This is a genomic window from Burkholderia sp. A2 (assembly GCF_001729305.1).
Lineage (GTDB): Bacteria > Pseudomonadota > Gammaproteobacteria > Burkholderiales > Burkholderiaceae > Burkholderia > Burkholderia sola.
Window position 1 is genome coordinate 350,181 of sequence record NZ_LZXX01000105.1, and the last position, 13,263, is coordinate 363,443.

The following is a 13,263-nucleotide window of genomic DNA, read 5'->3' on the forward strand; positions in this document are numbered from 1 at the left end:
GAGGGCGTCTTTCGCGACCGGCGGCGGTAGCCGTATCACATCCGGGAGGCCGTCTCGGCGCCGAACCGGTCGACCACGAATTCGGTAAAGCTGCGAAGCTTCGGTGATTTCTGCTTCTGTTGCGGATAAAGCAGATTCATCGATCGCTCGGGGGCGGCGAAGTCCGGCATGATCTCGACGAGGCGCGCGTCGCGAATGTCCTCGTGGATCAACATCGAAGGCAGCATCGCGATACCGAGCCCGCTCAACGTCGCCCGGCGCAACGCTTCCGCGCTGTCGATTTTCAGTCGGCCGTCCACGCAGATGCTCATCGGCCCACCCGGGCCTTCCAGCATCCAGTGGGCGTGCGCCGCGTGCCATTCCGATCGCGGCGGATACGCATACGTCAGGCAGTGATGCTCGCGCAGCGCGTGCGGCGTAGTCGGCGCGCCATGTTCGTGAACGTAAGCGGGCGACGCACAGAGCACCAGCCGGTATGGCGCCAGCGGACGCGCGACCACATCCGGACTGGCGAGCGCGCCGATGCGAATGGCGGCCTCGAAACCTTCGTCGAACAGATCGGCGAGCGAGTCGGTTGCGACGATATCGAGCTTGATCTCGGGGTAGCGCCGGTAATAGTCCGCGAGCGCGGGAATCAGGCACTCGTTCGTAAACACGACAGGCGCCGTCACGCGCAGACGCCCGCGTGGATGCTTGAGGTGATCGAGTGCAAGCTGTTCCGTGTCGTCGACCAGACCGAGGACTTCGACGCATCGCTCGTAGTAAGCCCGGCCGAACGCGCTGACTTTCTGCTTGCGCGTCGTGCGGTGAACGAGGACCGCGCCCAGCCGGCTTTCCAGCGCCTGAAGGTAGTTGCCGACCATGGTCGGCGACAGATCGGACGCCTGCGCGGCCGCCGTCAGGCTACCCGTTTCCACGATGCGGACGAATACGGCCATCGCCTTGAGGAGATCCATTGCGCAATGGTACTGGATTCTGTTTCAAGGTGCGGCGCGTTTATCCGCCGCCGGTTTGGAAATACATTGCGGTGGAAATGCATTGCGACAGGCGAGCGAAAGGAGGGCAGACATGCTGTATGAACTCACGACGTTGTCGTGTCCGCTTCTGGACCAGAATATCGTGTCCCACCGTGCGCATCACTGGGTATCGGATGCCGGCGCGCTAGGGCGGCTGCTTGGCGCATGGCGCACGGAAATTGGCGAGCTATCGCGGGTCGTCGTGCTGCGTGGCTTCGAGACGATGGAGGAATTGCAGCATGAACGCAATCGGGCATTGAGCGCCGAGCAACCTTTCGGCATTGAAAGCGCGTCCGTTCGATTGACGATGGAAAGCCATGCACTTTTTCCTTTTCTCCCCGACATCGAACCGGCGGTGTTGGGCGACTTCTATGAAATTCGCCGCTACTGGCTGAAAGCCGGCGGTGTGGCGCCGACCATTGCCGCGTGGGAACGCGCGATGGGCCCGGCCCAAGCCTATACGTCGCATCTCGTTTGCAACATGTACGCGCTCGATGGACCGCCGCGCATCACGCACATCTGGGGATTCTCGAGTCTGGAAGAACGCATGGCGTTGCGAAAGCGGCACTACGCAGAGGGTCTTTGGCCGCCGGCAGGCGGTCCGGAACAGATCGAAAGGGCGACGTCGACGATCGGCTTGCCGGAGGCGTGGTCGCCGTTGCATTGAATGCGCCGCCGGCGCAAGCAAACCGCGCTTCCCCGAAGTCAGGCCGACTCGGTAGTGGATTTCAATTCACCGCGCTCAGCGGCCAAACCCACGTCGCGCGCCGAATCGTGCCCCGTCGGCAACGCCACCCGCACATAAAGAAACGCACGCCGTTCACGATCGGGCAGCACCTGCGGCCCGTAGCTGATCCTGACCGCGCCATCATCGATCTCGCCCGCCTGCTCGAAACGCCACGCACGGGGATCGCTGTCGAGCAGGAATTCGGCGCGCGCATATGCGTGCGGCTCGAACAGCTCGGGGATCGTCACCGTCTTTCCGTCGAGCTTGTCGAGCAACGCTTCGACCACGTTGAAGCCATAGCCGTCGCGCACGATGTCGCAGATGAAGCTGCCCGCGATGCGCGGATTCAGTTCGATCACGTGCGGCACGCCGTCATGCACGATGCAGTCGAGATGCACGGGCCCCCACGCGAGCCCGGCGGCGGCCGTCGCACGCGTGCCGACGTCGATCAGCGCGCGCAGCGTGTCGGCGTCGAGATCGAGTTCCGACGTATAGCCGCGTTCGAGAAAACCCGCGCCATGCCGCTTCAGCTTGCGCAGCGCGCCGACGTAGTGACCGTCGAAATACTCGACGCAGTATTCGCTGCCGTTCAGGAATTCCTCGATGACGACGCGTTCGGTCGCAAGCGACAGTGCATCGGCCTGCGCGGCGGCGAGCGCGTCGAGCTGCGCGCGCACGGCGGCGATGTCCTCGCAGCGGCGCACGCCGTCGCTCGCGGAGCCTTCCGACGGCTTGACGACGACCGGAAAGCGCAACGGGGCCGCGGCGGCCGCGAGCGCCGCCGGCGCGGTGAGCGTACCCGCGACGAACTGCGCGGCCGGGATCCCGTGCGCGGCGAGCAGCGCCTTCTGGTTCGACTTCGATACCGCGTGCGCGACATGCCGCGCATCGGGGCCGGGCAGGCCGAGCGCATCGGCGACCCACGCGGCGGTGCGCGCATAGCTGTCGTGCGCGGTCGTCACGCGCAGCGTGTCGAGTTCGTCCGGAAAGCGCGCGCGCAGCCATTCGACGAGCTGGCCGGCGTCGGGCGCGAGATTGACCGTCTCGACGCCGTCGGGAAACACGTCGTCGATGCGATGGCCGGGCGCGGTGATGACGGTCACGGCCACCTGGCGTGCGACGGCGGCGCGCACCAGTGCGACGCTGCTGCCGGTGGCGCGTGCGCCGATCACGATGAGTCGCTTCATGATGAATCCTTGATCGAGGGCGGAAGAGGGATGCCGGCTAGCGTGCGCGCCTGCGCAGCCGCTGCGCTTCGAGGCGCGGCAGCAGATGCTGGACGACGCGCGGCAGCGTATAGATCGGCAATTGCGCACACGCGAACACGAGCGCCATGGTCGGCGTCGCGGCCAGCCCGAGCGCGGCCCACATCAGCCCGACGTTGCGATTGGCGACGATCAGCGCGACGTTCAGGCGCGTGCGGACGTCGCCGGGCGTGAGCCCGTACGCGACGATCTGGAAGCCCGCGTTGACGGCGAACGCGAGCGCGATCGCGGTCAACGCGCGGTGCGGAGCGTCGATGATCGACTGCTGCATGCCGGCCATCGTGCCGAGTGCGAATATCAGCAGCGCGACGACGACGGTTGCGTCGATCGGCGTCGCATGGCGCGCGAGCCGCGCGCCGGCAAAGCGCCGCACGAGCAGCGCGACGCCCTCGGCGCTGCCGATCAGCAGCGCGAGCCGCAGCGCGAGGCTCGACGGCGAGATCGATACCGCCGCGTCGTGGCTGAACCAGGCGGTCAGCAGCGGCGCGGTCAGCGGCACGAACACCATCGACGCGAGCGTCGCGACGAGTGCGACACTGGCGTCGAGCGACAGCATACGCGCGATCGTCGACGTGCCGCTCGACGGCGGCGCGCAGTAGGCGATCACCAGCGCGACGACCCAGTCGTACGGCAAACCCGCGAGCCGCGCGGCGATGCCGAGCGCGACCGGGCACGCGATCATCGTCACGGCGGGCAGCAGCAGCGACACGGCGGGTCGCCGCGCGACCGCGCGCACGGCGCTCGGCTCCACGCGCAGCAGCGTGCCGAGCACGAACAGGAACACGGTAACGGGCATCAGCGGCCGCGCGAGATCCGCGAGCGGCGGCGCCAGCAGACCGAGGCCGACGCCGCACGCCAGCACGGTCGGGCCGCGCCGCACCAGTGCGGCGATCACTGTGCGCACGGACGAACCTCGGGCAGGCGGCGAACGGGAGTGAAGCCGAAGCAGGCAGCGGATGGCATGCGGATTCCTTGGAGAGGCGGCCGGCAGGGAATACCCGCTAGGCTAATCCGGATGATGAGCGAAGTAAAATGATATAAGATGAATCAGTAACAAGAGAAACTGATATGAACATCCCTCTGCTCGAAACTTTCCGGGCGGTCGTGCAGGAAGGCAGCGCGTTGCGCGCGGCCGAACGGCTCGGCTGCACGCAATCGAACGTCACCGCGCGGCTGCGTCAGCTCGAGGAGTCGCTCGACGCGCCGCTGTTCGACCGGCACGGCAAGCGGCTGGTGCTGAACGATGCCGGGCGCCGGCTGATGCCGTATTGCGACCGCATCTTGCGCCTCGTCGACGAAGCAACGCAGGTGGTGCGCGAAACGCCGGTTGCCCGCAGCTTCCGGCTCGGTTCGATGGAAAGCACGGCCGCCACGCGGCTGCCGGCGCTGGCCGCCGCGCTGAAGGAGCGCGATCCGGCGCTCGGCCTCGCGGTGCAGATCGGCAGCGAGCCGGATCTGGCCGACGCGCTGCTGCGCGGCCGGATCGACGCGGCGCTGACCGCACGCGCGGTCGTGCGGCCCGGGCTGCGTTACGAGCCCGCGTTCGCGGAAGACATGGTGCTGGTGAGCGCGGCGACCGTCACGCGCCGGCAGTTGCTGGCCGACAACACGGTGCGCTTGCTCGCGTTTCACGACGGCTGCCCGTATCGCGCGGTCGCGGAGCACTGGCTGAAGGCGCGCGGCGTCGCGATCGAATCGGTGTCGTCGTTCGGTACGTTCGGCGCAATCCTCGGCTGCGTCGCGGCCGGAATGGGCGTCGCGATCCTGCCGAAACGGATCACGACCGAATACGTGGCGCGCAAGGAGCTGCGCACGCACGCATTCGACGATCTCGACAGCGTGACGACCTACCTCGTCACGCCCGACGAAGCGCCTGCGTTGCCCGAACTCGACGCGTTGCGCGCGGTGCTCGGCCGGCAGGCGGGTGCGCTGCTCGCGCGCTGACACCAGCACGCGGCGGCCCTAAGCCGGCACGACCGCACGTTCGTCCGCGAAGAAGTCGGCCTCGATTTCGCGAATGCGCGCGCAGTCCTCGAGCAGTCGCTCGAACGTCGGGCTGTACAGGCCGACCGTGCCGAGCGCCGTCTGCAGGTCGGTGGTCACGCGTAGCGTATCGCCCACCTTGATCCATTGCTTGAGCCCGACGAACGACGGTAGCGCCTGGATCGCCTGCCACGTGAAATCCTGCCGCAGCACGCCGTTGCGCGACGACAGCAGCAGCACGTGCCCGCAGTATCCGCGAAAATCCGCCGGCGTGGCGACGTCGCCGAACAGCCGCTCCGGATGCAGCACGGCTTCAACGGTGGCCGACACGTGATTCTCGCCGCTGACCGCGCTCGTCAACCGCGGGTCGAGGCTGCCGTGCAGCCGCGCGTTCAGCTCGACGATGGTCGGGCCGTCGGCCGTATCGAACAGCTCCAGATGAGTCGGCCCGAAGCGCACGTCGAGCGCGTCGAGTACGTCGGCCGCGTAGTCGAGCAGCGGCGCGTAGCGCGGGTCGGCGTGGTTCAGCACCAGCATCTTGTCGAGCCGCGGCGCGTGCGTGCGGTCGCGATGCACTTCCCACAGGCTGACCACGCGATGGCGGCCTTCGAACGACACCGAATCGACGATGTATTCCTGCCCTTCGGAATAGCTCTGGATCACGATGTCGTCGTTCGGCTGGTTGTACAGCGAACGGGTGGCGAGCACGTCGCGCGCGGCGGCCTCGACCTGCGCGAGCGTCCGGCAGATCTTCACGCCGGCCACGCCCGCGCTGCGCGCCGGCTTCACGACGAGCGGCAACGTGCCGTGCGCGCGCGCCCAGGCGAGCGCTTCATCGACCGACGTGCTGTGGAAATGCGCGGGCGCGCGCAGCCCGGCCTGACGAATGCGTTCGTTCATCGCGAACTTGTCGCGTCGAGCGGCGGAGGTCGCGAGCGGGTTGCGAAATGGCACGTCGAGCCGCTCGGCCAGCGTGTCGGCCAGCTCGAGCGCCGCGTCGAGGCCGTGCAGCACCGCGCCGATCCGCAGGTCGCTCAGCTGCGCGAGCGTCGCGTTGATGTCGCCGCGATGCTGGACCTGCCGGATGTAGTCGGACGGCACGAACTGGTTTCGGTAGATGGCCGGCAGATCGGGGTCGCTGATCACGTGCACGCAACGGATGCCGTATGCACGAAACGCGGGGGCCAGGTACGCGGCGGTCGACGCGCCGTCGACGATCAGGACGGTATCGATGAAGCGATGCTGCATGGATTCCTCGCTCGGATGGGGGATCGGTTGAAGGATGTCGTGCGGCAAGGTGTTCAGGCCCGGGTGCCGTCGCCGCGTGAGTCGCCGGGCCAGCGCACGGCCAGCACGATACAGAGCGCGACGAGCGCGGCCGCGATCGCAAACGCGCGCGCCGCGCCGGCCACGATTGCCGCGCCCTGGCCGGCAACCAGCGCGCCGAGCGCCGCGACGCCGATCGCGGCGCCGACCTGGCGTGCGGTGTTGAGAATCGCGGACGCGGTGGCCGAGCGGCCGGCCTCGACGCTGCCGAGCATCGTCGACGTCAGCGCGGGAATCGCGATGCCGCCGCCGATCGCCATCGCCGCAAGCCCCGGCGCCAGCAGCGCGTACGGCGTATGCGCGGCGAGGGTCTGCCACAGCCACACGTAGCCGGCGAGCGATACGGCGAGGCCGACGATGACGGTCGCGCGAAACCCGTAGCGGACCGCGAGCCGGGCGCTCGCGATGTTGGCGAGCATGATGATCGTGAGCGGCGCGAGCGCGAGCCCCGATTCGGTCGCCGTGAAGCCGCGCGCGTTCTGGAAATAGAGGCTGAGCGAGAAGATCAGCCCGTAGAACGCCGCATTCGTGATCGCGCCGATCGCAAGCACGCCCGGCACGCGGGCGATCCGGAGGAGCGCGAGTTGCAACATCGGCGCGGCCGCGCGCCGCTCGATCGCGACGAACAGCGCACCGAGCACGACCGACGCGATCAGCGCGGCAGCCGCATACGGGTCGCCGATTCCGTGCGCACCGGCCCGGATGATGCCGCCCGTCAGCAGCCCGAGCACGAGCACCGCGACGATCTGGCCGGCCGGGTCGAACAGCCGCGGGCGCGCGGCGGCCGAATCCCGCACGTGACGCAGCGTGAGCCATAGCCCGAGCGCGCAGATCGGCAGGTTGATGAAGAAGATCGCGCGCCAGCCGAGCGAATCGATCAGCAGGCCGCCGAGCGTCGGCCCGGCCGCGCTGATCGCGCCGCCCGTCGCGCTCCACCACGCGACGGCTTTTACGCGCGCGGCAGCATCGTTGGCGCACGCATGCGTGATGAGCGCGAGCGACGTGGGCAGGATCATCGCGGCGCCGACGCCTTGGGCGACGCGCGCGGCGACCAGCGCGGCCAGCGACGGCGCAAGCGCGCAGCCGAGCGACGCGAGCAGGAACAGCGCGAGACCGTAGGCGAACAGCCGGCGGCTGCCGAAACGGTCGGCCAGCGTGCCGGACGTCAGCAGCAGCGCGGCGAACGACAGCGTGTACGCATCGACGATCCACTGCAGCCCGTGGACGCTCGATCCGAATGCGTGGCCGAGGCTCGGAATCGCGACGTTGACGACGGTCACGTCGAGCTGGACGATCGCGAAGCCGAGGCTCGCGGCCGCGACGGTCGGGAAGATCGCGCGCAGCGACGCGCGGGGCGGAGTCGCTGCGGGGGTCGGCGCGCGGTCGACCGGGGCGACGTGGTCGAGTGCCGGGGCACGGTCGCTCATCGCGGCTCCCGCGGCATACGGAACGTGCGGGACATAGGGCGCAACAGGTGGTATCGAGTCATCTGGCGGGTTCCCGTGTGGAGATGAACGGAGCCGGCTTCTCGTCGTGAGCCGGCCGCATCGTCGAATCCGACAGAAAACTAGCATCGACCCGTTGGCGAATACAAATAATAAGCAACGATTTTTTAACAAGTATTCGTGTTAAGGAGCGGCGCACACACGGTGAACCGGTTCCGTCCGCATTGCTGAACTTATATCGATAATTTTTGTTTGCAATCGAATTAATATCATTTCGAAATGCAATGACGGTCTCCTAGTCTTGTCGAGCGCTGCGCACCGAGGACGGCGGAGCGCGGCGGCGATGCCACGCCGCTCTTCGAACCAGATCTTTATTCGAGAGACCTATGACCTATCTCGCAGATGCACGTATTGCCTTGACGGCAGCGGAATCCGCTCACATCCGCAAGACGCTCGGCACGCTGGATTACGACCCGGCCGGCGGCGCAGGCTACATCAGCGCAGTCCGCAAGCTGGCCTACAACGCGTTTCCCGACCGGATCGTCGACGCATTCGATCGGGCGAAGGCCCCGACCGCGGACGCGCACGGCTCGATCGAACTCGACAACCTGCCGATCGACGACGGCGTGACGGGCAGCCCGCGGTTCGAGGAAACCGGCCGCTCGTTCAAGGCCGGCGTGCTGAGCGAGAACGTGCTGGTCGCGTTGAGCACGCTGGCCGGCGAACCGTACTCGATCGCGCACGAAGGCCGCGAGCTGGTGAACAACCTGACGCCGCACAAGGCGACCGCGCGCGACTACACGGGCCTCGGCTCCGAGGTCGAGCTCGACTTCCATATCGAGAACGCCGCGCAGGCGCACATGCCGGAAGGCGACACGTCGCCGTTCGCGCTGCTGCTGCTCGGCGTGCGCAGCGAGGCCGGCGGCGGCCCGTACACGCGCGTCGCCGATGCGCGCCGCGCACTGCAACTGCTGTCGGCGGACGATATCGCGCAACTCTACGGCGAGCACTACATCATTCGCGTGCCGTACCGGTGGCGCGGCGCCGCGCCCACGCCGCGCGACAACACCGACCTGAGCGCCGTGCTGTCGGGGCCGCTCGATGCGCCGCGCGTGACGGTCGCGTTCTATCCGGACATGGTGCTGGCGGTCAACACGCGTGCGCAGGAAGCGCTGGCCAACCTGTATCGCGCGGTGCGCGAGGTGTCGTTCGGCGTGCAGGTATCGCCGGGCAAGCTGGTGCTGATCAACAACCACTTCACGCTGCACTCGCGCGACCGCTTCGATCCGCAGTACGACGAGAACGACCGCGCGTTCCGCTGGGTGCAGCGCGTGTTCGTCGCGCGCAGCCTGTGGAACTTCCGTGCGTTCACGCCGCTGCAGGCGCGCGTGTTCGACCCGAAGGCGGTGTATGCGGGCGAGTCGGCGCACACGAGGCGTCCGTCGCCCGTCGTGCAACCGGCGACGCAGCGTGCGGCCGCGGTCGAACTCGAAGCGACGCCTGCGTGATCGACTCGATAGGGCAGCGACTGGCGCCGAACGTTGCCAGCCTGCTGCCCGAGCTCGCTCCGAGCATCCGCGAATAAAAACAGGAATCCACAAGACATGAGAAGAACCGCCTTTCCCGTTGGGCGCATCGCCCGCGTGCTGGCCGTCGCGCTGATCGCGGCGAGTGCCGGAAGCGCCGTCACCGCGCACGCTGCATCGTTCGACCTGAGCCCCGAGCAGCCGGCCCGACAGCGCGGCACGCTGAACCCGGCGGTCGAGCAGGCGCTGCCGGCCGGTTTCCGGTTTGCCGAAGCGAATACGCTGACGATCGGCATCGCGCCGAACCTGCCGCCGCTCAGCACCTATGCGACCGACGCGCGCACGGTGGTCGGGTTCGATCCCGATCTCGCGCAGCTGATCGCGGACAGCATCGGCCGCAAGCTGAAGATCGTGCCGCTCGCATGGGCCGACTGGCCGCTCGCGCTGCAGTCCGGCAAGGTCGACGCGGTGATCTCGAACGTGACGGTGACCGAGCAGCGCAAGGAGAAGTTCGACTTCTCGACCTACCGGAAGGACCAGCTCGGTTTCTACGTGAAAACCAACAGCAAGCTTGCCGCGATCCGCGAACCAAAGGATGTCGCCGGGCTGCGGGTCGTGACCGATTCGGGCACGAACCAGGAAAAGATCCTGCTCGAATGGAACCGGCAGAACGTCGCGCGCGGCCTCGCGCCGGTCGAGATCCAGTACTACGCGGATGCGGCCGAGCGCTGGGTCGCGCTGCAGTCGGGCCGCGTCGACACGATCTTCAGCGTGAATTCGATGCTCGCGTACCAGGCATCGCTGCGCGGCGATGCGAAGCTGATCGGCACCGTCAGCGGCGGCTGGCCGCGCACCGCCGATATCGCGATCACGACCCGCAAGGGCAGCGGCCTCGCCGATCCGCTGACGCTCGCGATCAATGCGCTGATCGCGAACGGCAGCTATCGGAAGGCGCTCGATCACTGGCGGCTGGACGCCGAAGCGATCGACCGGTCGCAGACCAATCCGCCGGGGCTGCCGCGCACCTGAGTACGGCGCGCGGCGGGGCTCGAGTGCGCATCGTCGTAGTCGTCCTCCGCCCGGTCGCGTTGAAGCTGCCGCCGTCGGCTGCTTGAAATAGTCGTCGCGATCCGGCTACGGCTTGGCGCCGGGCGGTTTCGTGTCCGGCCGGCGGTCGGCGATCTCGATCGTCGTTTCCCAACGGAAATAGCCCGACACGGCGCCGTCGCGATCGAGCACCGCGAAATCGGCCGTGCACGAGGTGGCGCCCGCCGCCAGCACCTCGCTGCGCCAGAAATGGTCTTTCATCGGCTGGCACGACGGATGCAGCAGATCGTCGCCGTCCGGCACCGGCATGGCGGCGTCGCGGATTTCCGCTTCGATCGGCGCGACGATGCCCGCGTCCTTCAACGCGAACCGGACGAACAGCACGGTCACCTCCGCACGCAGCGCGAGCGCGGTTTCGCGCAGATGAAGCTGGTCGCCCGGCGACAGGCCGGCGAAGAGCCGGTTGTCGTTGTGGCCGGCCTGCCCGGCGTCGCCGGGGCTCAACACGTAGATGTGCCGGCCATCGATCACGGTCGGCGCGTCGGCGTCCCGGCTCGCATCGGGGTAGGCCGACAGCAGCGTGACGGCGTCGACGATCGCCAGGACATCGTAACGAACACCAGACATGAGCACGCCCTCCGCAACAAGGGAGCGGCCGGACGGCCTGCGGCCGCCCGTGTGCCGCGATCAGTTATGGATCGAGATGAACGGATCCCACGAGAAGCAGCCCTGGCTCTGGCAATTGCGATCGATGATCTGGAACTGGAAGTGGTAGGTCACACGGCCGACCTTCAGGCATTCGGACGACCAGTAGTAGTTCGCGACCTTCTGGCACGTCGGCACTTCCGGTTTGCTCGTGTTCGGCACCGGGATCGATGCTTCCGCGACGCGCGGCGTCGGCGTCGAGATCAGGTCGTTGCCGGCGTTGGCGACGAACTTGTAGAACACCACCTGGTTTTCGAAGCCCAGCGACAGGCTCGTTTCGCGCCAACGGATCAGGTCGCCGACCTGCGCCTTCAGGTCGAGCTCGCCGCCCGCCTGCCCGGAGATGACGTTGTCCTGGTTCGTCACCATATAGACGTAATGCCAGTCGATCAGCGTCGGCGCGGCCGGATTCTTGCTGGGATTCGGATATTTCTTGAGAATGGTTTCGGTATCGAACGAGACGAGCACATCGGTAACGCGTGACATAGAAGCTCCCGTTTCAAGTAATGGAACTTATCGTTGCGCGAATTGCTTCGTGCGGCCGCCATCGCGTTGTGCTGCAAGGGTTTTCGCCGGGTTCGACGCATGCAGAAGCGACGGCGAATGCAGATTATCCCGTTTGGTTAATCGTGGAAGCTGTAAAAGTAAACAGGTTTGCAAATGATTTGTCGGGTTAATTTTGAAATCGGAATCAATCGAATCGATGCGTTACATAAATATCACGACATTGAATCTGTTAATTGATTGACCGATTATTGGCAGAACTGGGAAGCGGGCCGCTTACCGGTACGTCCAGAGCCGGTGCAGCACGAACGTCGTCGGCGGGATCAGCAGCGCGATCGCGACGACGCTCGTCGCGCGTGACGCATCCAGCGCCTCGGCGGCGCGCGCAAGCAGCATCGTTTCGACGAACCCGGCAAGCGTGACCGCGAGAAAGCGCGTCGCGTTGCGGGTGCGCACCGTCGACGAGAAGCTCCATAGCGTATTCGCCAGATACGAGAACGCGGTCGCGCAGAGGAACGCGACCGCATTCGCGGTCACCGGCGTCGCATCGAGCAGCGTGAACAGGGCCGCCGCGACCAGCGAGTGGATCGCGGTCGAGCAGAGCCCGGACACGCCGAAGCGCACGAGCCGCGTGCGCTCGGCCTGGAGCAGCGCGATCATGGCGCCTGCACGTCAGCGCGCGCCGATGCGCGCCCGGACCGGCTGCGCGCGCCGGCGTGCGGGCTGGCGGCGTGCGTCGCGCGCGACCGGCAGTTCGATCACCTTGCCGTGCGTCTGGTAGCGGCGGCGGATCAGGTACACGGGCCGTTGCTTCGATTCGTCGTAGATCCGCCCGACGTATTCGCCGACGACGCCGATCCCGATCAGCTCGATCCCGCCGATGAACAGCGTGACCGAGATCAGCGACGCGTAGCCGAGCACCGGATTGCCGAACAGCAGCGTGCGCAGGATGATGAACGCGCCGTACACGAACGCGAGCGCCGCGATGCCGATGCCGATGTAGGTCCAGCTGCGCAGCGGCACGGTGCTGAAGCTGGTGATGCCCTCCAGCGCGAAATTCCACAGCTTCCAGCCGGAGAATTTCGAGTGTCCGGCGCTGCGCGGGTCGCGCTGGTACTCGACGATCACGGTCTTGTAGCCGACCCACGCGAACAGGCCCTTCATGAAGCGGTGCCGCTCGGGCAGGTTGCGCAGCGCGTTCACGACCTTGCGATCCATCAACCGGAAATCGCCGACGTTTTCCGGCAGCTTCACGTCCGACAGCAGGTTGTGCACGCGATAGTAGATCGCGGCGGCGGTGCGCTTTGCGAACGAATCGCAGGCGCGATTGCTGCGCTTGGCCGCGACGACCTCCGCGCCGTCGCGCCAGTGCTCGATCAGCACCGGAATCAGGCTCGGCGGATCCTGCAGGTCGGCGTCGAGCGGGATCACCGCATCGCCGGCGGCTTCGTCGAGGCCGGCCGTCAGCGCGGCTTCCTTGCCGAAATTGCGGGTGAGATCGATGACGCGCACGCGCCGCTCGGCGGCGCCGATCCGGACCAGGCGTTCCAGCGTGTCGTCGCGGCTGCCGTCGTTCACGCAGACGATCTCGAAGCGGATCGCATCGATCGCGCTCATCAGCGGAATCACGACGTCGAAGAAGCGCTCGACGGCTTCGCCTTCGTTGTAGAACGGCACGACCAGCGAAACGAGCGGCGTGTAGATGGACTCCCGCATGAT

The 13,263-nt window shown here is 67.1% G+C and carries 13 protein-coding genes; 4 read left to right on the forward strand and 9 right to left on the reverse strand.

What is annotated here, in order from left to right; all coding sequences use genetic code 11:
- Window positions 1-35: 35 nt before the first annotated feature.
- The gene (locus A9Z05_RS22040; protein WP_069619930.1) at window positions 36-956 is read right to left on the reverse strand and encodes a LysR family transcriptional regulator; all 921 of its coding nucleotides are present in this window, start codon (window positions 954-956) and stop codon (window positions 36-38) included.
- A gap of 112 nt (window positions 957-1,068) precedes the next feature.
- Here A9Z05_RS22040 and A9Z05_RS22045 point away from each other — a divergent pair, with 112 nt between their 5' ends.
- Window positions 1,069-1,683 (forward strand): NIPSNAP family protein, encoded by a 615-nt coding sequence (locus A9Z05_RS22045; RefSeq protein WP_069619931.1) that lies wholly within the window; start codon window positions 1,069-1,071, stop codon window positions 1,681-1,683.
- Window positions 1,684-1,721: 38 nt separating this feature from the next.
- On the opposite strand, the gene A9Z05_RS22050 is transcribed toward A9Z05_RS22045, so the two are convergent.
- Together A9Z05_RS22050 and A9Z05_RS22055 are read right to left on the reverse strand one after the other, a co-directional pair.
- A complete protein-coding gene (locus A9Z05_RS22050) occupies window positions 1,722-2,930 on the reverse strand; it encodes an acetyl-CoA carboxylase biotin carboxylase subunit family protein (protein WP_069619932.1) in 1,209 nt (402 codons plus the stop codon).
- A gap of 37 nt (window positions 2,931-2,967) precedes the next feature.
- Window positions 2,968-3,912, reverse strand: coding sequence for a hypothetical protein (locus tag A9Z05_RS22055; protein ID WP_069619933.1), 945 nt, complete (start codon window positions 3,910-3,912; stop codon window positions 2,968-2,970).
- Window positions 3,913-4,076: 164 nt separating this feature from the next.
- On the opposite strand from A9Z05_RS22055, the gene A9Z05_RS22060 reads away from it, so the two are divergent.
- Window positions 4,077-4,952 (forward strand): LysR family transcriptional regulator, encoded by an 876-nt coding sequence (locus tag A9Z05_RS22060; RefSeq protein WP_069619934.1) that lies wholly within the window; start codon window positions 4,077-4,079, stop codon window positions 4,950-4,952.
- An 18-nt stretch (window positions 4,953-4,970) separates the two neighbouring features.
- Here A9Z05_RS22060 and A9Z05_RS22065 read toward each other — a convergent pair whose 3' ends face one another.
- Entirely contained in the window at window positions 4,971-6,239 is a 1,269-nt protein-coding gene (locus tag A9Z05_RS22065; RefSeq protein WP_069619935.1) for an ATP-grasp domain-containing protein, read from the reverse strand.
- Between the two features lie 53 nt (window positions 6,240-6,292).
- The gene (locus A9Z05_RS22070) at window positions 6,293-7,744 is read right to left on the reverse strand and encodes an MFS transporter (RefSeq protein WP_069619936.1); all 1,452 of its coding nucleotides are present in this window, start codon (window positions 7,742-7,744) and stop codon (window positions 6,293-6,295) included.
- Window positions 7,745-8,148: 404 nt separating this feature from the next.
- Here A9Z05_RS22070 and A9Z05_RS22075 point away from each other — a divergent pair, with 404 nt between their 5' ends.
- Window positions 8,149-9,270 carry a TauD/TfdA family dioxygenase gene (locus A9Z05_RS22075; protein WP_069619937.1) on the forward strand — a complete coding sequence of 374 codons (1,122 nt, stop codon included), beginning with the start codon at window positions 8,149-8,151 and terminating at the stop codon, window positions 9,268-9,270.
- Between the two features lie 96 nt (window positions 9,271-9,366).
- Entirely contained in the window at window positions 9,367-10,317 is a 951-nt protein-coding gene (locus tag A9Z05_RS22080) for an ABC transporter substrate-binding protein (RefSeq protein WP_069619938.1), read from the forward strand.
- A 105-nt stretch (window positions 10,318-10,422) separates the two neighbouring features.
- Here the strand turns inward: A9Z05_RS22080 and A9Z05_RS22085 are convergent, their stop codons facing one another.
- From A9Z05_RS22085 to A9Z05_RS22100, 4 genes are all read right to left on the reverse strand, one after another.
- Window positions 10,423-10,962: an AidA/PixA family protein gene (locus A9Z05_RS22085; protein WP_069619939.1), complete on the reverse strand. Its 540-nt coding sequence runs from the start codon at window positions 10,960-10,962 to the stop codon at window positions 10,423-10,425.
- 60 nt (window positions 10,963-11,022) lie between these two features.
- The gene (locus A9Z05_RS22090; RefSeq protein ID WP_069619940.1) at window positions 11,023-11,526 is read right to left on the reverse strand and encodes an inclusion body family protein; all 504 of its coding nucleotides are present in this window, start codon (window positions 11,524-11,526) and stop codon (window positions 11,023-11,025) included.
- 294 nt (window positions 11,527-11,820) lie between these two features.
- A complete protein-coding gene (locus A9Z05_RS22095; protein ID WP_069619941.1) occupies window positions 11,821-12,204 on the reverse strand; it encodes a GtrA family protein in 384 nt (127 codons plus the stop codon).
- Window positions 12,205-12,216: 12 nt separating this feature from the next.
- Window positions 12,217-13,260, reverse strand: a complete 1,044-nt coding sequence (locus tag A9Z05_RS22100; protein ID WP_069619942.1) for a glycosyltransferase family 2 protein — start codon at window positions 13,258-13,260, stop codon at window positions 12,217-12,219.
- Between the last annotated feature and the right edge of the window lie 3 nt (window positions 13,261-13,263).